Source organism: Pseudomonas sp. F220 (assembly GCF_057813935.1).
In genome coordinates, this window is record NZ_JBVASJ010000006.1 from 103,586 (window position 1) to 126,894 (window position 23,309).

The 23,309-nt window shown below is 57.8% G+C and carries 19 protein-coding genes; 10 read left to right on the top strand and 9 right to left on the bottom strand.

The genetic code is table 11. From position 1 onward, the window contains the following. Positions 1-64 precede the first annotated feature (64 nt). The gene (gene glyA, locus ACZYSM_RS08310; protein WP_489070645.1) at positions 65-1,318 is read right to left on the bottom strand and encodes a serine hydroxymethyltransferase; all 1,254 of its coding nucleotides are present in this window, start codon (positions 1,316-1,318) and stop codon (positions 65-67) included. Between the two features lie 222 nt (positions 1,319-1,540). Next, positions 1,541-5,392 (bottom strand): sensor domain-containing protein, encoded by a 3,852-nt coding sequence (locus tag ACZYSM_RS08315; protein ID WP_489070648.1) that lies wholly within the window; start codon positions 5,390-5,392, stop codon positions 1,541-1,543. A 284-nt stretch (positions 5,393-5,676) separates the two neighbouring features. Here ACZYSM_RS08315 and ettA point away from each other — a divergent pair, with 284 nt between their 5' ends. Further along, positions 5,677-7,341, top strand: a complete 1,665-nt coding sequence (gene ettA, locus ACZYSM_RS08320; protein WP_489070650.1) for an energy-dependent translational throttle protein EttA — start codon at positions 5,677-5,679, stop codon at positions 7,339-7,341. Between the two features lie 306 nt (positions 7,342-7,647). Continuing rightward, positions 7,648-8,985 carry an NADP-specific glutamate dehydrogenase gene (gene gdhA / locus ACZYSM_RS08325; protein ID WP_489070652.1) on the top strand — a complete coding sequence of 446 codons (1,338 nt, stop codon included), beginning with the start codon at positions 7,648-7,650 and terminating at the stop codon, positions 8,983-8,985. Here gdhA and ACZYSM_RS08330 read toward each other — a convergent pair. The 3 genes from ACZYSM_RS08330 to ACZYSM_RS08340 all read right to left on the bottom strand — a co-directional run bounded on the left by ACZYSM_RS08330 (position 8,982) and on the right by ACZYSM_RS08340 (position 12,053). Continuing rightward, on the bottom strand, positions 8,982-9,476 hold the full coding sequence (locus ACZYSM_RS08330; RefSeq protein ID WP_489070654.1) for a GreA/GreB family elongation factor: 495 nt from the start codon (positions 9,474-9,476) through the stop codon (positions 8,982-8,984). The two genes, gdhA and ACZYSM_RS08330, sit on opposite strands and share 4 nt — an antisense overlap. A gap of 142 nt (positions 9,477-9,618) precedes the next feature. Beyond that, on the bottom strand, positions 9,619-11,472 hold the full coding sequence (locus ACZYSM_RS08335) for a DUF7840 domain-containing protein (RefSeq protein WP_489070656.1): 1,854 nt from the start codon (positions 11,470-11,472) through the stop codon (positions 9,619-9,621). A 92-nt stretch (positions 11,473-11,564) separates the two neighbouring features. Next, positions 11,565-12,053 carry a DUF3015 domain-containing protein gene (locus tag ACZYSM_RS08340; protein WP_489070658.1) on the bottom strand — a complete coding sequence of 163 codons (489 nt, stop codon included), beginning with the start codon at positions 12,051-12,053 and terminating at the stop codon, positions 11,565-11,567. A 277-nt stretch (positions 12,054-12,330) separates the two neighbouring features. Here ACZYSM_RS08340 and ACZYSM_RS08345 point away from each other — a divergent pair, with 277 nt between their 5' ends. Together ACZYSM_RS08345 and ACZYSM_RS08350 are read left to right on the top strand one after the other, a co-directional pair. Next, on the top strand, positions 12,331-14,769 hold the full coding sequence (locus ACZYSM_RS08345; RefSeq protein WP_489070660.1) for a Lon protease family protein: 2,439 nt from the start codon (positions 12,331-12,333) through the stop codon (positions 14,767-14,769). 202 nt (positions 14,770-14,971) lie between these two features. Further along, entirely contained in the window at positions 14,972-15,295 is a 324-nt protein-coding gene (locus tag ACZYSM_RS08350; protein ID WP_489070662.1) for a PA4575 family protein, read from the top strand. Positions 15,296-15,318: 23 nt separating this feature from the next. Here ACZYSM_RS08350 and ACZYSM_RS08355 read toward each other — a convergent pair whose 3' ends face one another. Then, on the bottom strand, positions 15,319-17,157 hold the full coding sequence (locus ACZYSM_RS08355; protein WP_489070664.1) for a hypothetical protein: 1,839 nt from the start codon (positions 17,155-17,157) through the stop codon (positions 15,319-15,321). 161 nt (positions 17,158-17,318) lie between these two features. Between ACZYSM_RS08355 and ACZYSM_RS08360 the strand changes: the two genes are divergently transcribed. The 3 genes from ACZYSM_RS08360 (at position 17,319) to bamJ (ending at position 18,989) form a co-directional block, all read left to right on the top strand. After that, positions 17,319-17,807: a TIGR00645 family protein gene (locus tag ACZYSM_RS08360; protein ID WP_489070666.1), complete on the top strand. Its 489-nt coding sequence runs from the start codon at positions 17,319-17,321 to the stop codon at positions 17,805-17,807. A gap of 132 nt (positions 17,808-17,939) precedes the next feature. Next, on the top strand, positions 17,940-18,245 hold the full coding sequence (locus ACZYSM_RS08365; protein WP_489070668.1) for a DUF6482 family protein: 306 nt from the start codon (positions 17,940-17,942) through the stop codon (positions 18,243-18,245). 126 nt (positions 18,246-18,371) lie between these two features. Next, the gene (bamJ, locus tag ACZYSM_RS08370; protein WP_489070670.1) at positions 18,372-18,989 is read left to right on the top strand and encodes a BamJ family beta-barrel-assembly machinery protein; all 618 of its coding nucleotides are present in this window, start codon (positions 18,372-18,374) and stop codon (positions 18,987-18,989) included. A gap of 53 nt (positions 18,990-19,042) precedes the next feature. Here bamJ and ACZYSM_RS08375 read toward each other — a convergent pair whose 3' ends face one another. The 3 genes from ACZYSM_RS08375 to ACZYSM_RS08385 all read right to left on the bottom strand — a co-directional run bounded on the left by ACZYSM_RS08375 (position 19,043) and on the right by ACZYSM_RS08385 (position 21,022). Next, the gene (locus ACZYSM_RS08375; protein WP_489070672.1) at positions 19,043-19,330 is read right to left on the bottom strand and encodes a PA4570 family protein; all 288 of its coding nucleotides are present in this window, start codon (positions 19,328-19,330) and stop codon (positions 19,043-19,045) included. Positions 19,331-19,533: 203 nt separating this feature from the next. Further along, complete coding sequence (locus ACZYSM_RS08380) at positions 19,534-19,875, bottom strand: zinc ribbon domain-containing protein YjdM (protein ID WP_489070674.1); 342 nt, start codon at positions 19,873-19,875, stop codon at positions 19,534-19,536. 178 nt (positions 19,876-20,053) lie between these two features. Further along, positions 20,054-21,022, bottom strand: coding sequence for a polyprenyl synthetase family protein (locus tag ACZYSM_RS08385; protein ID WP_489070677.1), 969 nt, complete (start codon positions 21,020-21,022; stop codon positions 20,054-20,056). A gap of 241 nt (positions 21,023-21,263) precedes the next feature. Here ACZYSM_RS08385 and rplU point away from each other — a divergent pair, with 241 nt between their 5' ends. The 3 genes from rplU to cgtA all read left to right on the top strand — a co-directional run bounded on the left by rplU (position 21,264) and on the right by cgtA (position 23,308). Beyond that, a complete protein-coding gene (rplU, locus tag ACZYSM_RS08390) occupies positions 21,264-21,578 on the top strand; it encodes a 50S ribosomal protein L21 (RefSeq protein ID WP_489070679.1) in 315 nt (104 codons plus the stop codon). A gap of 35 nt (positions 21,579-21,613) precedes the next feature. Continuing rightward, positions 21,614-21,889, top strand: coding sequence for a 50S ribosomal protein L27 (rpmA, locus tag ACZYSM_RS08395; RefSeq protein WP_489070681.1), 276 nt, complete (start codon positions 21,614-21,616; stop codon positions 21,887-21,889). Between the two features lie 195 nt (positions 21,890-22,084). Next, positions 22,085-23,308, top strand: coding sequence for an Obg family GTPase CgtA (cgtA, locus tag ACZYSM_RS08400; protein WP_489070683.1), 1,224 nt, complete (start codon positions 22,085-22,087; stop codon positions 23,306-23,308). The last annotated feature ends 1 nt before the right edge of the window (position 23,309 follow it).

Consider the following 23,309-nt stretch of genomic DNA (forward strand, 5'->3'; position numbering starts at 1 on the left):
ACGTGTTTTCAGGCACAAAAAAGCCCGGCTCTTGAGCCGGGCTTTCTCATTCAAACCACTGCAATCAAGCGCCGTACACCGGCAGCTTGGCGCAGATGGCCTTGACCTTCTCACGAACGGCGTCGATGACGGCGTCGTTATTCAGGTCCGCCAGGATGTCGCAGATCCAGCCGGCCAGCTCTTTGCACTCAGCCTCTTTGAAGCCACGAGTGGTGACTGCAGGAGTACCAAAGCGCAGGCCCGAGGTGACGAACGGGGAGCGTGGATCGTTGGGTACCGAGTTCTTGTTCACGGTGATGAAAGCCTTGCCCAGAGCGGCGTCGGCATCTTTACCGGAAATTTCCTGTTTGATCAGGGACAGCAGGAACAGGTGGTTTTCAGTACCGCCGGAGACCACGTCGAAACCGCGCTCGATGAACACACCGGCCATGGCCTGGGCGTTTTTGACCACTTGTTGCTGGTAGGTCTTGAACTCAGGCTGCAGCGCTTCTTTGAAACAGATGGCCTTGGCCGCGATCACGTGTTCCAGCGGACCACCCTGAGCGCCCGGGAAGACGGCAGAGTTCAGCTTCTTCTCGATGTCGGCGTTGGCGCGAGCCAGGATCAGGCCGCCACGTGGACCGCGAAGGGTCTTGTGAGTGGTGGTGGTCACGACGTCAGCGAATGGCACCGGGTTCGGGTAGACGCCAGCGGCGACCAGACCGGCTACGTGAGCCATGTCGACGAACAGGTAGGCACCGACCTTGTCAGCGATTTCACGGAAGCGCGGGAAGTCCAGTATTTGCGAGTAAGCGGAGAAGCCCGCAATGATCATTTTTGGCTTGTGTTCCACAGCCAGACGCTCGACTTCGTCGTAGTCGATCAGGCCATTGCCGTCGATGCCGTACTGCACCGCGTTGTACAGCTTGCCAGAGGAGGAGACGCTGGCACCGTGGGTCAGGTGACCGCCGTGGGCCAGGCTCATGCCCAGGATGGTGTCGCCAGCTTGCAGCAGCGCCAGGTAAACCGCGCTGTTGGCTTGGGAACCGGCGTGTGGCTGAACGTTGGCGTAATCGGCGCCGAACAGTTCTTTGGCGCGGTCGATGGCCAACTGCTCAACCACGTCGACGTACTCGCAACCGCCGTAGTAGCGCTTGCCTGGGTAGCCTTCGGCGTACTTGTTGGTCAGTACCGAGCCTTGAGCTTCCATCACCGCTGGGCTGGTGTAGTTTTCCGAAGCGATCAACTCAATATGTTCTTCCTGGCGCTGAGCTTCTTGCTGCATGGCGGCAAAGAGATCGGCGTCGTACTTGGCAATAGTCAAATCACGGCTGAACATGGCGGTCCTCAAGGATCGGGGCAGAAAAGGAGGGCATTCTAACTCAATGGGTTTTGTCTGGCATATGAAACGACATCATGTCGCAGACAAGTGGTGTTCATGAGGGGATCGGCGGCGATCGTGCGGGCCTCATCGCGAGCAGGCTCGCTCCCACAGGGGAACGCATTCCAAATGTGGGAGCGAGCCTGCTCGCGAAGGGGCCGCCCGCATCACCACAAGGCTTCAGTCGAACATGAAGAGCGCATCATTGCTGAACTGCGCTTCGAAGCGGTGGGCCGGCATCGGGCGGCCGAACAGGTAGCCTTGCACCTCGTCGCAGCCATGCTCACGCAGGAAGTCGAGTTGCTGTTGGGTTTCCACGCCTTCGGCGATCACCGCCAGGTTCAGGCTGTGGGCCATGGCGATAATTGCCCGGGCAATCTGCGCGTCCTGCTCGCCAGACGGCAAGCCGTCAACGAAGGTACGGTCGATTTTCAGCACATCGATGGGGAATTGCTTGAGATAGTTCAGCGATGAATAGCCGGTGCCGAAGTCGTCGACCGCGATGCTCAGGCCGAGATTTTTCAGGCTGGCGAGGATCTGCATCGCCTCGCTGACTTCACGCATCAGGATACTTTCGGTCAGTTCCAGCTCCAGGCAGGCCGGCGGTAAGCCGGTGTCCTTGAGGATGGTGGCAATTCGCGTGCCGAGCTGGCCGTCGGAGAACTGCCGGGCCGAGATGTTCACCGAGACTTTCGGCACCCGGACCTTGGCTTGGTGCCAGCTCTTGAGCTGACGGCAGGCCTCGCTGATCACCCAGTCACCAACATCCACCACCAATCCGAGTTCTTCGAGCACCGGAATGAAGTCTCCCGGCGGCACCAGTCCGCGCCGTGGATGACGCCAGCGCAGCAGGGCTTCGGCGCCGGTCAGGCGTTTGCCGTCGCCGCTGAATTGCGGCTGGTAGTAGAGAACGAATTCATTTTGATCAAGGGCATGGCGCAAATCGCTTTCCAGCTCTAAACGCTCCAGGGCGCTGGCGTTCATGTCTGCCTGATAAAACTGGAAGTTGTTCTTGCCGCGTTCCTTGGCGTGGTACATCGCGGTGTCAGCGTTCTTCATCAATTGGCTCAGCTCGTTGCCGTCCTGCGGACTCAAGGCAATACCGATACTGGCGGTGACAAAGAATTCCCGACCTTCGAGCACGAACGGCTTGACCAGGCTGGCGAGGATTTGTTCGGCAACGTGAATGGCCCGGTTCAGCGCCATTTCACGGCTGGTCCGCGGTTGCAGGAGCAAGGTGAATTCGTCACCGCCCATGCGCGCCACAGTGTCGTCATCGTCCACGCAGCCGAGCAGGCGTATCGCCATTTCCTTGAGCATGCGATCGCCGGCGGCATGACCGAGGGAGTCGTTGATGGGTTTGAAACGGTCAAGGTCCAGGAACATCAGCACGACCCAGGACTTCTGCCGCTCGGCCGATTGCAACGCAGTGTGCAAGCGATCCTGGAACAGTGTGCGGTTGGGCAGGTGGGTCAGGGCGTCGTAATACGCCAGACGGTGGATGCGCTGTTCACTGGCCTTGCGCTCGCTGATGTCGCTAAAAAAGCAGACGTAGCTGGCAAGGTCGCCTTCGTCGTCGAGCACCGCGGTGATCCCGACCCAGGCCGGGTAATGTTCGCCGTTGCGCCGCTTGAGCCAGACTTCACCTTCCCAGGTACTGTGCTGATGAAGTTGTTTGAGCACATAACGCAGGTGAGCTTCTTGCTGCTCATCGACCGTCAGCATGTTCGGCAACTGATCGAGGACCTGCGCCACGGCATAACCACTGACGCGGCTGAACGCCTCGTTGGCCTGGACGATATAACCGGCCGGATCGGTGATCAGAATCGCCGAGGTCGAGTGCTCGAATACCGTGGCCGCCATGCGCAGGTCTTTTTCCGCGCGGCGTTGCTGGCTGATGTCGCGACCGACACCGAGCACGCCTTCGAAGGCGCCGTGTTCGTCCCACACCAGTACCAGCCGCAGTTCGATTGGAATCTTGCGCCCGTCGGCCCGCAGGCAGTCGAACAGGAACAGTTGGGTCTGCACCTGGCTGCGCAATTGAGCAAGCTGTTCGGGTTTATCCAGGGCTTTGCTGACCCGTTCCATCAGCGTGTAGATGCCGGTCAATTGTTGCGGGTTGGCGATGATCGATTGCCAACCGTTCTGGAAGAACCAGTCGGCGTCATAACCGAGTACGGCCTGCACTGAGGGGCTGACGTAATTGAGCGCCAGCTTGCTGTCGGTGGAGAAAATCACGTCGCTGATGCTTTCAGCGAGCATGCGGTAGCGCTGCTCGCTGTCGCGCAGGGATTCGCTGGCTTCGATCTGGTCGGTGATGTCCTTGGCTACGCCGATGATGCGCGTGACCTGATCGTGCTTGTCGCGGGCCAGCGCCTGTTCGCGGATATCGAAACGGCGCCATTGATTGTTGCGGTGGCGGAAGCGCAGTTGGCATTGCAGTAATTGCGCGTAGCCGGATTGCCGCTGTTCCTGACGCAAACGGTGATAGTGATCGGCGTCTTCCGGGTGCAACAGGATTTCCCAGAAATACTCGCCCATCTGATGCAGCTCGGTCTTGTTGTAGCCCAGGGTCTGGCCCAGGTGGTGGTTGCTGAAGATCATTCGTTGGCTGATCACATCCTGCACATACAGATGATCAGGCACCGTGCGCACCACGTCGGACCAGAAGCCTTCACGCTCCAGCAGGGACAGTTCGACGAGCTTGCGGCTGGTGATGTCGCTGATGCTGAGAATCACCGCCTGGTAGTCGTGCTGCTCTTCCGGCAGTCGCAGTACCAGCCACAAATGCTGGTCATGGCCCTGGGCATCCTTGAGTTTGATTTCCAGCTCAAGTTGTTTTTGCTGGTTGAGCACGGCCTCGAGCAACGGGTTGCCGATGGCGTTGTTGTCCAGCGGATAGCCGTCAATGAGGACTTTCCAGGCCTGTTCACAGGACTCGACATTGAGCAGTCGCAGAGCGACCTGGTTGACCTCGGTGATGCGCAATTCTTGCAGCAGTTGCTGGCGTTGCTCGGGGCTGTTGTCCAGCCAGAGCCGCAGCTGTTCACTGGTCTGTAGCTGAGCGTTGTCGAAAAACGCCTGAAGACCGGACAGATCGAGAACACACAAGGCAACGCCTGTGCCTTCGAAAATATCCTGATAGCGGCGGCGCCCTTTATGCAATTGCCGCTGCCGGCGCCGGATGCTCAGCAGTGCGATCACCGGCACAAGGGAGAAGGCCAGCCCCAGCAGGCATTTGCCGATAAAGGCCGGCAACAGCTCTTCGATCACTGCTTGCTCATCAAGCAAGCCTCGCAGTTGCCAGTCGCTTTTGCTCAAGGGCACGGCCAGGACACTATTGGTCAGGTCATCCGGGTTCAGTACATTGGGTCTGGCGGTTGGCAGGCTATTGTTGCGCGTGATGATTTGATGATTGAGCTGGTTCTCCACCAGCCACATCGGCGATGGCGGATGTTCGGTCTGTTTGGTCAGTGACTCGAAAAACGTCGGAGCCAGCCGCAACGCCCAGTAGCCTTTGGCCGCGTCACTGGATGGGTGCAGCAATAGATACACCACCGAACCATCGGCGGTGCTGCTATAGAAGTAGCGCTGGGCACTGCTACGTTTGACCAGCTCAGCGAGCCAGGTGTCATCGTGGCTGCCCGTGGCGCTGTCGCTGAGCACTTCGCCGGTCGGCCCCAGCAATGCCACGCTGCGTAGATCGGGGAGAGATAGCTGCAGTTTTTTCAGCAGCGCCTGCTGTTGGTCGGCATTTTGTGGTTGTTCGACGATCGGTAGCAGGTTGAGGGCTATTTGCGCATTCAACGCCATGTTCAGGCTGACATGATCAGCCAGATCAGCGGTGTAATCGATGGTGTATTGAAGCTGGTGCTTTTGGGTTTGCTTGAGCTGATCGAATAACTGCCAGAACAGCAGGGCGAGCAGCAGCAGAACCAGTGCCGCCAACCCGCCTTTGAGCGTACCGCGCAGGGGGGAGCCGGGCGCAGAGTTTGATGCGCGCACGGAAGATGGCGGAGTGACATTGGACAAACTGTGATCCTGCGGTTTGGCTGGACTGACGCGACGTGCACTATAAGCCGGACGCCCGGAGGGCGGCTAGCATGCCCGGAGTTGTGGCAAAGTGCCAGCCCCTACTGGCTGGACTGGCATCGTCCATTAGGGTAGCTTTGCCGGTTACGCGGGGGCGTTCCAGCTCCTAGACTCAGGCTTTTTCCGCGCGCAGGTATTGATTGCGATCAATCGCTGGCGCCGCGCATGGCCTGGCCCGAGCTTCGCTCGCGCTTTATTCATCAGTCACTGACGCTAGGTTCTCCATGGCTCAATACGTCTTCACCATGCATCGGCTGAGCAAAGTTGTTCCGCCGAAGCGGGAAATCCTGAAAAACATTTCTCTGTCGTTCTTCCCCGGCGCCAAGATCGGCGTGCTCGGCCTCAACGGTTCGGGTAAGTCCACCCTGTTGAAAATCATGGCAGGCGTCGACACTGAGTTCGACGGCGAAGCCCGGCCAATGCCGGAGCTGAACGTCGGCTATCTGCCGCAAGAACCACTGCTGGATCCGACCAAGACCGTGCGTGAAGTGGTCGAGGAAGCGGTCAGCGTGATCAAGGACGCCCAGGCACGTCTGGATCAGGTCTACGCCGAATACGCCGACCCGGATGCCGACTTCGACAAGCTGGCCGCCGAACAAGCCAAGCTCGAAGCCATCCTGCAAGCGGGCGACGGTCATAACCTTGATCGTCAACTGGAAGTCGCCGCCGATGCGCTGCGTCTGCCGGCCTGGGACGCGAAGATCGAATTCCTGTCCGGTGGTGAAAAACGTCGCGTGGCCCTGTGCCGTCTGCTGCTGTCCGCGCCGGACATGCTGCTGCTCGACGAACCAACCAACCACCTGGACGCAGATTCCGTGGCCTGGCTGGAGCATTTCCTTCACGACTTCCCTGGCACCGTGGTTGCGATCACGCACGACCGGTACTTCCTGGACAACGTCGCTGGCTGGATTCTCGAGCTCGACCGCGGCGCGGGTATTCCTTACGAGGGCAACTATTCGGGTTGGCTGGAAGCCAAGTCCAATCGTCTGGCCCAGGAATCCAAGCAGCAGTCGGCCCACGAAAAGGCCATGAAAGACGAGCTGGAATGGGTGCGCCAAGGCGCCAAGGCCCGTCAGTCAAAATCCAAGGCCCGTCTGCAGCGCTTCGAAGAAATGCAATCGCAGGAATTCCAGAAGCGCAGCGAAACCAACGAGATCTACATCCCGGCGGGTCCGCGTCTGGGCGACAAGGTCATCGAATTCAAGAACGTTTCCAAGGGTTACGGCGATCGCGTGCTGATCGACAACCTATCGTTCTCCATGCCTAAAGGCGCGATCGTCGGCGTGATCGGCGGTAACGGTGCCGGTAAGTCGACCCTGTTCCGCATGCTGATGGGCAAGGAAACACCGGACTCCGGCACCATTGAAGTCGGTGAAACCGTGCAGTTGGCGTGTGTGGATCAGAGCCGCGAGGACCTGGACGGCAGCAAATCGGTATTCCAGGCGATTTCCGATGGCTCCGATCAGATCCGCATCGGCAACTATGAAATCCCGTCGCGCACCTACGTTGGTCGTTTCAACTTCAAGGGCGGCGATCAGCAGAAGTTCGTCAAGGACCTGTCCGGTGGTGAGCGCGGTCGCTTGCACCTGGCGCTGACCTTGAAAGAGGGCGCGAACGTCCTCTTGCTCGATGAACCGTCCAACGACCTCGACGTCGAAACCCTGCGTTCGCTGGAAGAAGCCTTGCTCGACTTCCCGGGCGCCGCCATTGTGATCTCTCACGATCGGTGGTTCCTTGACCGCGTCGCGACTCACATCCTGGCGTACGAAGACGACTCGCAAGCGGTGTTCTTCGAAGGTAACTACACCGAGTACGAAGCTGATCGTAAAAAGCGCCTCGGCGAAGCTGCTGCCCAGCCGCACCGGGTACGGCACAAGAAACTGGCCTGATAAGGCTGATTGCATAAAAAACGGAGCCCTTTGGGGCTCCGTTTTTTTTTGCGTGTTTTTCAGGGCGCCGTTGTGTCTGTATTAAAAGATCGCAGCCTGCGATCTTTCCGGGCGCGCTTACCTGGTGCACCAGCCGCAGGCGGCTTTCCTGTTTCGGTGCAAAAGGCTGTTGAATACCGCCAAATTTATATCAATTGCACCATTTAAATTCAAAACTGCGACATTTTGCTCTGTCACGGTGCGAAATGAATTGTTAAAGTCCCGGGCAAATCTCCTTTAACGACAATAAATTTGCCGAGACTTTTCATGATCGAATCCGTCGAAGATTTCCTTGCCCGTCTGAAAAAACGCGACCCTGATCAGCCCGAATTCCATCAGGCGGTGGAAGAAGTCCTGCGCAGTTTGTGGCCGTTTCTTGAGGCCAACCCGCACTATCTGACTTCAGGCATTCTCGAGCGGATCTGCGAGCCGGAACGAGCCATTGTGTTCCGGGTTTCGTGGGTCGACGATCATGGCAACGTGCAGGTCAACCGTGGCTTCCGGATTCAAATGAACAGCGCTATCGGCCCTTACAAGGGCGGCCTGCGTTTCCACCCTTCGGTGAACATGGGTGTGCTGAAATTCCTCGCCTTTGAACAAACCTTCAAAAACTCCCTGACGTCCTTGCCCATGGGCGGCGGTAAGGGCGGTTCGGACTTCGACCCGAAAGGCAAAAGCGATGCCGAAGTCATGCGCTTCTGCCAGGCGTTCATGAGTGAGCTGTACCGTCACATTGGTGCGGATCTGGACGTGCCGGCCGGTGATATCGGTGTTGGCGCGCGCGAGATCGGTTTCCTGTTTGGCCAATACAAACGGCTGAGCAACCAGTTCACCAGCGTGCTGACCGGTAAAGGCATGAGCTACGGCGGCAGTCTGATTCGTCCTGAAGCTACCGGTTTCGGTTGTGTGTATTTCGCCGAAGAAATGCTCAAGCGCAGCGGCGAGAAAGTCGAAGGCAAGCGGGTGGCGATTTCAGGCTCCGGCAACGTCGCGCAATATGCGGCGCGCAAGGTCATGGACCTGGGCGGTAAGGTGATTTCCTTGTCCGACTCCGAAGGCACGCTGTACTGCGAAGCCGGTTTGACTGAAGAGCAATGGCTGGCCGTGCTGGAGCTGAAAAACGTCAAGCGCGGGCGGATCAGTGAGTTGGCCGCTCGTTTCGGTCTGGAGTTCCGTGCCGGTCAGTGCCCTTGGGATCTGGCGTGTGACATCGCACTGCCGTGCGCGACCCAGAACGAGCTGGATGCCGACGCTGCACGTACCTTGCTACGCAATGGCTGCGTGTGTGTCGCTGAGGGCGCGAACATGCCGACCACCCTGGCGGCTGTGGATATCTTTATCGAGGCGGGCATTCTGTTCGCGCCGGGCAAGGCGTCGAACGCAGGCGGTGTCGCTGTCAGCGGTCTGGAAATGTCGCAGAACGCCATGCGTCTGCTGTGGACCGCGGGTGAGGTCGACAGCAAGCTGCACAACATCATGCAATCGATCCATCACGCGTGTGTGCATTACGGTGAAGAGAACGGTCGGATCAACTACGTCAAAGGCGCGAACATCGCAGGTTTCGTCAAAGTCGCCGATGCGATGCTGGCTCAGGGCGTTGTCTAGGCCGGTTCGATGCGGATGATCTCGATCAACTGATCGCCGGCCGGTCGCTTCCACTGCACTTCATCGCCGGGCTGCGCCCCAAGCAGCGCACGCCCCAGCGGTGAGCCCCAATTGATCAGGCCATGGGCGGCATCGGCCTGATCTTCACCGACCAGTTGCACGCGTTGTTCCACGCTGTGTTCATCGGCAAAGGTCACCCAACTGCCTATTTGCACTTTCTCGGTTGAGATTGCCGGTGCTACCACCTGAGCGCTTTGCAAACGTTGATTGAAGTAACGCAGGTCGCGTTCTAAATCGGCCTGACGTTGCTTGTCAGCTCCCTCACCTAGAGTCGATTGTTCGTTGTGCTGCGCCTGCAGTGCAGCAATTTTGGCCTGGAGCTGAGTGAGGCCTGTGGGGGTGACGTAATTGGGCTGCGTGCTGACCTGTCGTTCTACCGGTTGGTCGGCTTGCGCGGCGGCTTGATCTTCATTAACGAAGGCGCGGCTCATGGTAATTCTCCCTTGATGGAGTTTGGGCCAGGTCGCAGTCTGTGGGAGCCGAGCTTGCTCGCGATGGTATCGCTGCGGTCATCCATTCATACCGAGGTGTTCGCATCGCGAGCAAGCTCGACTCCTACAAGGGCGGGATGGCTCAATAGTGATACCACTTCACTTCAAGCATCACCTCATTCTCCGCTGATGCCAACTGACTGAACTGGCGCTGCGCACTCAGCCGCAAGCCGAGGTTGCGTGACAGCTCCCACTGCTGATTGAGGCTCAGGTTGCGGCGTACTTCGCCGTTGGTGAAGTAATCACCTTTGGCTTCCAGGCTCAGATTGCCCAGCGGGTTTCGCCAGAGCAGGCCGGTGTTGAACCCGGCCGCCGGGGCGATGAACCCGGCAAAGTCGGCGTTGTGCTCGATGCGCACAGTGCCGAGGGCAAAGCCGAGCATCTTGTCGCTGAGCTGCCAGGTACCGCCAGCACCGCCGTTGACGTGGCTGACCAGCGTTTCATCGTCATGCTTGCCCGGCACCCGCTCCAGACCGCCCGTGACTTGCCAGGACATGGGTTGCAGCAACTCGTTACGCGGGGTCAGCGAACGGATGGTCGCCAGGTCCAGTTGCTGCAACTGCCAGTGATTGCCTTCGTACTGGCGCAGCTTCATCTGGAGGATTTCGATCTGTGCACCGAGGGGGAAGCCCTCGGCGTTGTCGTTGAGGTCGTGATAGGCCATGCGCAAGCCATATTCGCCAAACGCTTTGTCGCCCCGGGTGCCGATACCGGCTTGCCAGGTGCGCGATTCGTGACCGTTCTCGGGTAAGCCTGGGCGCTCGATCGAAAGCTCTGGCGCCGGATTCTGATTGATCGCCCGCAATAGCTCGAAGCTGCGTTGCGAGCGCTCTGGATCGCGCTCCAGGCCGTTGGCGCGGTAGCGTTCAAGACGGTAGGCGGCGTCGATGATCAGCGCCTGCCGGGCCCGAGGCTGAGCCTTGAAGGCCGGATTCTGCAATTGCTTCTGGTCGGCGCTGACTTTTAGCACCCAATCCTGTTCTTCGCCGGTCAATGGTTCAGCACGGCTCAGGAGCTCGCGTTCGCGGGACGGTCGATAGTCGATCGTCTCCACCAATCCGGCTTCTTTCACGGCTTTCACGGTGTCGGTGGGGATGGCGGTCAGCGGGAATTGTTCGGTCAGCTTCAGGCTTGGTCGCGCCACTTGCAGCAGTTCCAGCAAGCGGTAGGAGCAGTTTTCGTCGAAGAAGAAGTAGTCGAACTGGATCTGCTTGAGCTCCCAGACATGCTCGACCATGCGCTCGGTTTCTTCCTGGCTCAGGTTCAGCTGGTATTCCCACAGGTCGCGGTTCTCCAGGCTTCGGTATTCCGAAAGTTTTTCCTGATAGGGCACCAGAGCGAACAGGCCAGGGTAACCACCCATCAGGCCTTTCCAGGCGTAGAGAATGCTGTTGTCCGAACCTTCGATATAGGCACCGAAGTTGATCGCGTAGCTGAGCAGGGCGGTGTGATCGCTTTGCACATCGGCCTGGTCGATACGCAGCAAGGTGTGACCAAACATCGACGACGGGCTGTTCAAATAAGCCGCCGGGAAAATCAACACCGCGCTGTGGGGGGCAACGTCCTTGAACCATTGTTTGAATTCAGTGCAGTTCACGGCCGGTAAGTCGGTCAGGTTCAGCTGCGCTTTCAACCAGCGGGTTCGCGCCGGGTAAACGCATTGCGCGTGTTTCTCGCCGGCGCTGGTCGGGGCGTACAAGGCTTGCAGGGTCGCGCTCAGCTCATCGTCGGGATGATGGGCGCCATCGGTGGCGAGGAAAAACTTCGGATCGCTGACATAGCTACGCCAGCCGCCGAGCTTGGCGGTTTCGTAGTGCCCCAGGGAAATCCAGAAGGTGTCGTTGGCCAATTGCTGTAAACGTTGATTGTCGATATGAGGCGCGGCGGACAGCGGGGCGCAGACACAGAGCGCCAAATAGGCAAGGCGTTTGAGCATGGTGGGCAACTTGGAATTCGAAAAAAAAGACCCAAAAAGGGACAGGTCCAAAAAACAAATCCCGCCCCTGGAAAGGAGCGGGTGGGTCGAGCTTAAGCTGGGGTGGCGTATTTGGCCAGACGAGCATCGCCTTTCAGTACGGCCAGGGTATTGGTGTGCACATCCTCAGCCGTCACATCGGCTTTGCTGAAAATTTGCTGGAAGTGTTCATGGGTGACAGCGGCGAAGTGCGCGCGGTCTTCAGGGGCTACACCCAGCACCACAGCATAGGTCGTCAGCGCTTCGCCCTGACCCTTGGCCATGTCTTCGGACAGCTCGTTCATCATGCCATTCATGGCAAACCAAGACTTGCCACCGTAGGTTAGCTCAGCGTTGGTCGCGCAGCCGTTGGTGCCGGAAGTCATACCGAAGGTTGCGTTGCCGGAGGTGCCGTTGGTGGTCGATGCCAGGAAGTGAGCCGGGGTGCCACGCTGACCTTTGAACAGCATGTTGCCCCAGCCGCAATCTGGACCGCCTGGCGCTTGGGCCATTGCATTGAGGGATACAACGGTGAAGAGAGTACCAAGAAGAATCCGTTTCATAGTTTTGTTCTCTTTAATGTGCAAACCAATGGACAAGAGGTTCTGGCCCGGGCCGGCGCCATATGGGCCGGTTATTAGTCCAGCCGCGCAGTTTGGAGTTTAGGCACGATCCAAGGGTTCCGTGATTTTTTGCAAACAATCCTCAACAGAGCCTCTTTCCCCCGGCCCGGCTGGGGTTTGTCGCTTGTCTATGCTTTCGCCTACAGCGTGCCTTGCCAGCCGGGTACACCCGGCGCCAGAATGCCGCTATCTGCCCCGCCTGATGTAAGGAAGCCCGATGCCTGATCCTGTTGCTGCCAGCTTGCGTCTAGCGCCCGAAGCGCTGACCCGTCCGTTTTCCGCTGAACAGTTCAGCTTCTCTACAACCAATGATTTGGAGCCTTTTCGCGGTGTGCTTGGCCAGGAACGTGCGGTCGAAGCGTTGCAGTTCGGCGTGGCCATGCCGCGCCCCGGTTACAACGTGTTTGTTATGGGCGAGCCCGGCACTGGCCGGTTTTCTTTCGTCAAACGCTACCTCAAAGCCGAAGGCAAACGCCTGCAAACCCCGGCGGACTGGGTCTACGTCAACAATTTCGATGAGCCGCGCGAACCGCGTGCGCTGGAACTGCCTTCGGGTGCGGCCGGTGCTTTCATTATCGACATCAATGCTCTGATCGATAACCTGCTGGCGACTTTCCCGGCAGTGTTCGAGCATCCGTCCTACCAGCAAAAGAAGAGCGCTATCGACCGCGCGTTCAACCAGCGCTACGACCGCGCACTGGATGTGATCGAGCAACTGGCGCTGGAAAAGGAAGTAGCCCTTTATCGCGACAGCACGAACATTGCCTTCACCCCGATGAACGAAGGCAAGGCGCTGGACGAAGCCGAGTTCGCGCAACTGCCGGAAGCCGAGCGCGAGCGTTTCCACACCGATATCTCCATGTTGGAAGAACGCCTCAACGAAGAGCTGGCGAGCCTGCCACAGTGGAAGCGCGAATCCAGCAATCAGATGCGTCAACTCAACGAAGAGACCATCACCCTGGCCTTGCAGCCGCTGTTGGCGCCACTGTCGGAGAAGTACGCGGAAAACGCCGCGGTGTGCGGTTATCTGCAAGCCATGCAGGTTTACCTGCTGAAAACCGTGGTCGAACAATTGGTCGACGACAGCAAGACCGACGCGGTGGCCCGCAAGCTTCTGGAAGAGCAGTACTGCCCCAGCCTTGTTGTTGGGCATCACGCCAGCGGCGGTGCGCCAGTGGTGTTCGAGCCACACCCGACCTATGACAACCTGTTCGGCCGTATCGAATACAGCACCGATCAGGGCGCGCTTTACACCACCTACCGGCAATTGCGTCCGGGGGCTTTGCATCGGGCCAACGGTGGTTTCCTGATCCTCGAAGCCGAGAAAATGCTCAGTGAGCCGTTCGTTTGGGATGCGCTGAAGCGCGCGTTGCAGTCGCGCAAACTGAAAATGGAATCGCCGTTGGGTGAACTGGGGCGATTGGCGACAGTAACGCTGTCGCCTCAGGTTATTCCGTTGCAGGTCAAGGTCATCATCATTGGCGCGCGGCAGTTGTATTACACGCTGCAAGACCTGGATCCAGACTTCCAGGAAATGTTCCGGGTGCTGGTGGACTTCGACGAAGACATCCCGATGGTCGATGAAAGCCTTGAGCAGTTTGCTCAGTTGCTGAAAACCCGTACCTCGGAAGAGGGCATGGCGCCGCTGACCGCCGATGCGGTGGCGCGACTGGCGACCTACAGTGCGCGGCTTGCCGAGCATCAGGGGCGGTTGTCGGCGCGTATCGGTGACTTGTTCCAGTTGGTCAGCGAGGCGGATTTCATTCGTGATCTGGCCGGCGACGAGATGACCGATGCCGGGCATATCGAACGAGCCTTGAAAGCCAAGGCGACTCGCACTGGACGCGTTTCTGCGCGGATTCTCGACGACATGCTGGCGGGGATCATTCTGATCGATACCGCGGGTGCGGCGGTGGGCAAATGCAACGGTTTGACCGTGCTCGAAGTCGGTGACTCGGCGTTCGGTGTGCCGGCGCGGATCTCCGCCACGGTCTACCCCGGCGGCAGTGGCATCGTCGACATTGAGCGTGAGGTCAACCTTGGGCAGCCGATTCACTCCAAGGGCGTGATGATCCTCACCGGGTATCTGGGCAGCCGCTACGCCCAGGAATTCCCGCTGGCGATCTCCGCGAGTATCGCTCTGGAGCAATCCTACGGTTATGTCGACGGCGACAGCGCTTCCTTGGGCGAAGCCTGCACCTTGATCTCGGCGCTATCGAAAACGCCGCTCAAGCAGTGTTTTGCGATCACCGGTTCCATCAACCAGTTCGGTGAGGTTCAAGCGGTCGGTGGGGTGAACGAGAAAATCGAAGGTTTCTTCCGTCTCTGCGAAGCCCGCGGTTTGACGGGTGAACAAGGCGCGATCATCCCGCAGGCTAACGTCGCGACGTTGATGCTCGATGAACGCGTGCTTTCGGCGGTGCGGGCCGGGCAGTTCCACGTCTACGCGGTGCGCCAGGCGGATGAGGCGCTGAGCCTGCTGGTCGGTGAGCCTGCCGGCGAGCCGGATGCAGAAGGTCAATTCCCCGAGGGCAGCGTCAACGCCCGGGTAGTGGAACGCCTGCGGGTAATCGCCGAAATGATCAGCGAAGCAGATCTCAAAGAAGCGGAAAAAGAGTTGGCCCTGGAGGCGTTGGCAGAGACCAAACCGGTCTGAGGTTGACCTGTGGCGAGGGGCCGCCCCTCGCCACTAGGCTGGCGTCAATATTCCCCGGATGAGTATTTGGCGCCGCTGGTCTTTGCAGGCTTTGCAGTTCGCACTTTTCCTCTATTCTCAGGGCAAGGAATCGACAGTAATCACTGGATCGAGACAGCCTTCCTGTGGAGGTTGAATACCGGATCTACCGAGGGTCGCCGCCATGTCGCGCAACCTCTGCCTTACCCGCCAATGCCTTGGCCTGGTCACCCGTATCGAATGCAGCATTCGCCCGCTTGCGGGGGATACCGGTATGTGGACCTTACTCTTCGCCGCCGGAATGGCCGGTGAGCAACCTTCAGCCATCAAAGCTCAAGGCCCGTTTCATGGACCTTTTGTGGCCGAAGAAATCCTTGAAACCATCGTTGAAAGCCTGACTTTGCATGGCTACCAACTGGCCGACGATCCGCAAATCTGGTGCCTGCATCTACAGGCCCAGTTGCGGGAAATCAACGGCGGACGTTGTCGTCCATCCGGCGACTTTTGATTGCATCCTGAACACTGAGACATCTATTCGGCAAGGTTTTCTGTTTCTGTTTCTGCTTTGTCGAGTTTGACCTCGAATCCATATTCGACAGTGTTCAGTTCGGTGCGCTGGTAGGTTTCCAGGCTGCTTGGCTGTCCATAGAAGTAATGCACGTCCAATAGCGCTGGTCCGTCTGGTGTTGTGCTATGGCTGACCGCCAGAATCTCCTTCAAATAATTACCTTTGTCGTCCTTGGCGTAAAAGCGCCAGTCCTGCGATGGGAACAACTTCTGGTCGATAATCAGGGCATTGCCCTTGAGCTCCAGGCCTTTAGGCAGTTGGCCTGCTGCGACGGTGTTTTTTTCGATGCTGGCGAGAAAAAATGGCACCGAGCCGATGGCGTAGGCCGGCGTTTCCGGAAACAGATTCAAGTCATAGGTAATGGTGGCGCGTAGCGGATCGACCTGGAAGGCCTCGGGTGGCAGCTCTATGGGGGCGCCGCGTTTGCCGTTTTCGTCTTGAGTGAAGAAGGTCACCGGCGTGTCGTCGGCACTGAAAGACGAGCCCAGCAATTCATCATTAAAGGTTTTTGGATGAATGAACTCGATGCGCGCTGCACTGGGGTCTTCGACGGATTGGCTGATGGTGATGCTCTTTTTCAGTGTGTCCTCGTCGAGCGCGGCATCCTTCAGCCAGGTCGCCGCCTGATCGTCATACACCACCACGGGTAATGACAGGCTTTGAATGGTTTTCTCGGTGGTGTTTCTGTCGAACCGACGCACTGGTAGCTCGAGATCCTTGCGAGTCACCGTGGCGGCCGAGAAGTCGAGCACGTTGACCTCCAGGTTCTCGATCGCGCCGTTGAAGTAGACCTTGGTGTAATGACTGGTCTGTTGGCGTTCGAACGTTTGCTGTTCCTCCTCAAGCTGTTTCTCGAAGGCCTCGCTCCAGGCATCCTGCTTCTGCATCTCAGCCAATTGCTTTTCATAGAACGCTATTTGTTGGGCGTTCTCGTTGATCGAGCCTGAGCGCGAGAGGAATTTTCCGGTCGTGTCTTTGGCCTGAACAATCAGCGGATTGAGCGGAGTTTCACTGACCTCAGGCGCCAGCGACGCGCTGTTGCTCAGCTCGATTTCCGCGTAGTTCTTTCCCAGGGTCAACAGCGTGACGGTGATGTTTTCATTCGTACGCTTTTTGCCCACGTCCTTTTTGGTCAGGTCGAAGGTGAATACTTTGCGCGGTGCGATGACTTCCACCTTGCCGTGCAATGTCATTGGTTGAGGTTGATTTTTGTTGTCGACTTCCAGACCTTCAATGTAGGGATAGGTCACCGTCAGATCATCGGGATTGGTCAGGTTGGAGCTGGAGGGGCTCAACTGAATACCGGGATCGGTTTCCGACCATTCGGGCTGGAAGGGAACGACCTTCTTGTTACTCAGCGTCACCGACTGCCATTCCAGGCCGTGCGGGAAAGGGAACTCTGCCGGCATGTTGAAGTTAAACGGAAAGACCGGTTGCAGGTCGGTGAGGTAGTCGGAGTTGGACGATTTGCGCAGCACGAAAAGGCCATCGATGTAGGCATCGACCAAGGCTTGCGGGCTTGGATAGTGCTTGAGTAAGGCCATGGCATCTTCGCCATACTCGGTTTCGATCGGTTTGTTCTTGAGCTTGAGTTGGGCGCGCTCAAGCAACAGCAAAGAACCGCCGAGATTGGCCACGGCATCCTTGAGTTTCGGCTCCTGGATCGCGTCCAGAGACTTTTCGAACTGCGCGGTCTTGTCTTCGAGACTGGTCTGGCGCTTCTCATCGCTGGGTGAACAGCCGCTACTGATCAGTAACGCGATGCACAGGCCAGCGCTCGTTAAAGGAAATCGCAAATCCATTATTCAGTCTTCCTGTCCGACGTCAGTGAGCTGCGTGAATGTCTTCGACACTAGCAGAAAAACACTTTGGCAGACGCGCAGGTCATGGATTTCTCTGCGGTTTATGGGTTTTTGACCGGCTGATATACTCGCCGCCGTTTTTAGACCTGATGTGAGATTTAATGGAACGCTTTATCGAGAATGCAATGTATGCCTCGCGCTGGCTACTGGCGCCGATCTACTTCGGTCTGTCCCTTGGTTTGTTGGCCCTGGCCCTGAAATTTTTCCAGGAAGTCTTTCACGTTATCCCTAACGTGTTCTCGATCGCCGAGTCCGACCTGATTCTAGTGTTGTTGTCGTTGATCGACATGGCGCTGGTGGGCGGCTTGCTGGTGATGGTGATGATTTCCGGTTACGAAAACTTCGTCTCCCAGCTCGACATCGATGAAGGCAAGGAAAAGCTCAACTGGCTGGGCACGATGGATTCCTCTTCATTGAAAATGAAGGTGGCCGCCTCGATCGTGGCGATTTCGTCCATTCACCTGCTGCGCATATTCATGGATGCGAAGAATGTCGATCCTGAGCATCTGAAGTGGTACGTGATCATTCACATGACCTTCGTGATCTCAGCCTTCGCCATGGGTTATCTGGACAAGCTGACCAAGCACTGATTGTTCTGACAGTCTTTCCGAGCCGCCCGGCCGTTGTGAAACGGACGGGCGGCGGCGTTTCTGGCTTGTGCTTTTGTACGGCGAGGCATATCCCTGTAACTGTCTTGGGCTGAGTTGTGCGAGGTTGCCGTCATGAACCTGGAAGAGCTGAACGCTTACGCCATCGCAGGGAAAGTTGATGAGTTGAACCTGATCTCTCTCGAGGGTGGAATCTATCTGCTCGAGGCGCGCATGCATGGTACGGCCTATCCGTTGAGTGACACCCATGGCCAGATGTTTCATCTGCGCTCGGTGGAGCACGCCCGTGAAGTACTCCATGCCTTTCCGAAGCTGCCGTTCAACCTGATCCACACTTCGGTTCACGATGAAATGTGCGGAATGTCGGGTGGCGCGGAGGATAGCCTGCGGGTGCCGATAGCTTTCCATTCGGCCAAGTAGGCTGGACACGCTCATCACCGTCACAGCTTCTGTGCTAGTCTGCTCGCCCTTTTGGTTCCGGGCGCCCCGGAATGCGCTGTGCACGCACGGCAATTTCCCGAGCCGTCCGCACAGCGGAGCAGTGTTATGTCCGAAGTAAATCTGTCCACCGACGAAACCCGCGTCAGCTACGGTATTGGCCGTCAGTTGGGCGACCAACTGCGTGACAACCCGCCACCGGGCGTCAACCTGGACGCGATCCTGGCAGGTCTGACCGACGCCTTCGCCGGCAAGGAAAGCCGTGTTGGCCAGGAAGAAATGTCCGCCAGCTTCAAGGTTATCCGTGAAATCATGCAAGCCGAAGCGGCAGCCAAGGCTGAAGCGGCTGCGGGCGCTGGCCTGGAGTTCCTGGCTGAAAACGCTAAGCGTGACGGCATCACCACTCTGGCTTCCGGCCTGCAATTCGAAGTGCTGACTGCCGGTGAAGGCGCCAAGCCATCCCGTGAAGACAGCGTGCGTACTCACTACCACGGCACTCTGATCGACGGTACTGTGTTTGACAGCTCCTACGATCGTGGTCAGCCTGCAGAATTTCCGGTTGGCGGCGTGATCGCTGGCTGGACCGAAGCCCTGCAACTGATGAACGCCGGCAGCAAATGGCGTCTGTACGTGCCGAGCGAACTGGCTTACGGCGCACAAGGCGTTGGCGGCATTCCACCGCACAGCGTGCTGGTATTCGACGTCGAACTGCTCGACGTTCTGTAAGACCCGCAACTCTATGTAGGAGCCGATCTTGCTCGCGATGCGTATGACTCGGTTTAACTTTGAAACCGTGTGATGCCATCGCGAGCAAGCTCGGCTCCTACATTCAGATCCCCCACCGGGCGCAGTGCCCGCGCGTAGCAGAACAGAAACAGGTTGCGCACCAGCTCCTTGAGCACCACGGGTTCGTTGGAGCTCAGGCCGTTGACGTCCAGGTCGCCCTGATCCTGCAGCTCATTCAATGCTTCTTCTTCCAATACCGCACAGACTTCCCCGGTTTCCCGATGCAGGATCCTGAGGTAAGGGTGTGGGCGGTCCAGCCAGGCATCGATCAAATAAGTCATGGTTCTCATCTCCGTTTATGGGATTTAGTGAGAATAATTCTTATTCAGTTAATAGCAAGTGCCTATTAGCGGTTTCTATTTTTTCTGTGTGGATATTGCTGTCAGTCAAAAGGGCTGGCCTTTTGCTATTGATGCGAGGGTGTTTGCAGGGGGGGCAGGGTGAAGCGCCATCCCGCACAAGGCACGGGATGGAAACAGCGGAATCAGACCTTTCTGACGAACTCGGACTTGAGCTTCATCGGGCCAATACCGTCGATCTTGCAGTCGATGTCGTGGTCGCCATCGCACAAGCGGATGTTCTTGACCTTGGTGCCGACCTTGACCACCAGCGAAGTGCCTTTGACCTTGAGGTCCTTGATCACGGTGATGGTGTCGCCATCTTGCAGAACATTGCCGACCGAATCCTTTTTCACGGATTCGTCGGATGTAGTCTCGGCTTCGCCGCTAGCGGACCACTCGTGGGCGCATTCCGGGCAGATCAGCTGGGCGCCGTCTTCATAGGTGAATTCTGAGTTGCATTTTGGGCAGGGTGGCAACGTGCTCACTAAAGCTCCTTGAGTTCAGGATGGCTAAAAGCGCACATTATATAGGGTTTTATGCAGGAGGTGGGGCCACGCCATCCCTGTGGGAGCGAGCCTGCTCGCGATAGCGGTGTGTCAGTCAGCATTGATGTCGACTGGCAGATTGCATTCGCGAGCAGGCTCGCTCCCACAGTGAGCATTATCAGTGCGTACGTGCTACCGCAAACTCACTCAACTCCACCAGCGCATCACGGTATTCGCTGGCTGGCAGGGCTTCGAGGCAGGTAATGGCGCGCGCCACATAATTGCGTGCCAGTTGCGCGGTGTAATCCAGCGAGCCTGAGGCTTCCACTGCGGCGCGGATGCTTTCCAGGTCTTCGATACCGCCTTTCTGGATCGCTCGGCGCACCAGTGCAGCTTGCTCCGGAGTGCCTTCGCGCATGGTGTAGATCAGCGGCAGGGTCGGTTTGCCTTCGGCCAGGTCATCGCCGACGTTCTTGCCCAGGGTTTCTGCATCGCCACGGTAATCGAGCAAGTCGTCGACCAGTTGGAAGGCCACGCCAAGGTGATCGCCAAAGGTGCGTAGCGCTTCAGCCTGCTCAGGCGTGGCATCGGCCAGGACCGCAGCACTGTGGGTCGAGGCCTCGAAGAGCATTGCGGTTTTGCCGCGGATGACTTCCATGTAGGTTTCTTCGGTGGTGCTGGCGTCACGAACCTTCGACAGTTGCAACACTTCGCCTTCAGCGATGATTCGCGTGGCTTGCGAAAGGATCTTCATCACCGGCATCGAGCCGAGTTCGACCATCATCTCGAAAGAGCGCGAGTACAGGAAGTCGCCAACCAACACACTCGGGGCATTGCCCCACATGGCATTGGCTGTCGAACGGCCACGGCGCATGCCGGACATATCGACCACGTCGTCGTGCAGCAGGGTGGCGGTGTGCAGGAACTCGATGGTCGCGGCGAGCAGGCGCATGTCATCGCCTTCGCGACCCAGGGCTTTTCCGCACAGCAACACTAATAAAGGGCGCAGGCGTTTACCGCCGGCCGAGGTGATGTAATCGCCGATTTTCGATACCAGCGGCACTCGGGAAGTCAGCTGTTTTTTGATGATGCCGTCGACGGCGCTAAAATCGTCCGCCACCGCGCGGTAAAAAGCTTGGGGTTGCATCAGCGACAGGTGCTCCAGAAGGGTTGCGCGGCATGCTAGGACCCATGTCCGCAGGTGTCAAGGCACTATGCTCAGGCACTTGCATCGTCTTCGCCGCTTGCGTACAATCGCGCACCCTGAACTTCCTGGGCAGCACCTGCCTTACGCAATTGCATCTGGGCCGTTCCAGCCTCATGCAGCCATGCCAGCCAATACCTCTTCTTATAAAGAGCTGGGTGAGCAGGATTATCGGAGAAATACCATGTCTTACGCAGTAATCGTTACAGGCGGCAAGCAGTACAAAGTCGCCCCAGGTGAATACCTGAAGATCGAAAAGCTGGAAATCGCTACCGGCGAATCCGTTACTTTTGATCGCGTTCTGTTGGTTGCCAATGGCGACGAAGTGAATATCGGTGCTCCAGTTGTTCCTGGCGCTACCGTTGTTGCTGAAGTGATTTCCCAAGGTCGTCACGATAAAATCCGCATCATCAAGTTCCGTCGTCGTAAGCACCACATGAAGCGTATGGGCCACCGCCAGTGGTACACCGAGATCAAAATCACCGGTATTCAGGCTTAATTTCAGCCTAATTCCTCACTAGGAGAATTGAACTCATGGCACACAAAAAAGCTGGTGGTAGTACCCGTAACGGTCGCGACTCAGAAGCCAAACGCCTTGGCGTGAAGATGTATGGCGGCCAGGCTATCATTCCGGGCAACATCATCGTGCGTCAGCGCGGCACCCAATTCCACGCCGGTTACGGTGTAGGCATGGGTAAAGATCACACTCTCTTCGCTAAAGTCGAAGGCGTGATCAAGTTCCAGGTTAAAGGCGCCTTCGGTCGTCGTTACGTGAGCATCATCCCGAAGACTGAAGTCGTCGCGGCGTAATCACGTAGTTGCTGGAAAAGCCCTGTCTTGCGACGGGGCTTTTTCGTTTGTGGGGTGAGTCTCTTGCAAAACTGTTTGTATGGGCTGCCAGCGCTGGATTTTGCGGTCGTTGATTGAGGTCGCTGCGCTCATTTTTGCAAGAGTCTTATGTCTTAGTGCTTTTCAGCTCGCCCGTGCGGCGAGGGGCGTTTTGTTATGAAGTTTGTTGATGAAGTTTCGATTCGAGTAAAAGCCGGTGACGGCGGCAATGGCTGCATGAGTTTCCGTCGGGAAAAATTCATCGAGAATGGTGGTCCGAACGGTGGTGATGGTGGTGATGGCGGCTCGATCTACATGATCGCCGACGAAAACCTCAATACCCTGGTGGATTACCGTTACACCCGGCATTTCGATGCCGAGCGTGGCGCCAACGGCGGTAGCACCGACTGCACCGGCAAAAAAGGTGAAGAGATGGTTCTGCGGGTTCCGGTCGGCACTACGGTGATCGATGCGAGTACTCAGGAAATCATCGGTGACCTGACCAAGGCTGGCCAGCGCCTGCTGGTGGCCAGCGGTGGCTGGCACGGTCTGGGTAACACCCGTTTCAAATCCAGTACCAACCGTGCTCCGCGCCAGACCTCTCCGGGTAAACCGGGTGAGGCGCGTGATCTCAAGCTGGAATTGAAAGTGCTGGCGGACGTCGGTCTGCTGGGCTTGCCGAATGCTGGCAAGAGTACCTTGATTCGCTCGGTGTCCGCGGCCAAGCCGAAAGTGGCTGATTATCCGTTCACTACCTTGGTGCCGAACCTGGGTGTGGTCAGTGTCGATCGCTGGAAGAGCTTCGTGGTTGCCGACATTCCGGGGCTGATCGAAGGTGCTTCGGATGGCGCGGGTCTGGGGATTCGCTTCCTCAAGCACTTGGCGCGTACCCGTCTGTTGCTGCACCTCGTCGACATGGCGCCGCTGGACGAAACCAGTGCTCCGGACGCAGCGGAAGTTATCGTCAATGAGCTGACCAAGTTCAGCCCGTCCCTGGCGGAGCGTGATCGCTGGTTGGTGCTGAACAAGTGCGACCAGATCCTTGAAGAGGAGCACGAAGCTCGGGTCAAGGAAATTGTCGATCGCCTGGAATGGACGGGTCCGGTCTATGTCGTCTCGGCTATCGCCAAAGAAGGCACCGAGCAGCTCTGCCGCGACATCATGCGTTACCTGGAAGATCGAGCTGATCGTCTGGCTAACGATCCTGTCTACAAGGAAGAGCTGGCTGAGCTCGATCAGAATATCGAAGATGAAGCGCGTGCCCAGCTGCAAGCGCTGGATGATCAGCGTGCCCTGCGTCGCAGTGGCGTGAAGAGCGTCCATGACATTGGTGATGATGATTGGGATGAAGAGGATGTGGATGATGAAGACGGTCCGGAAATCATTTACGTCCGCGACTGAT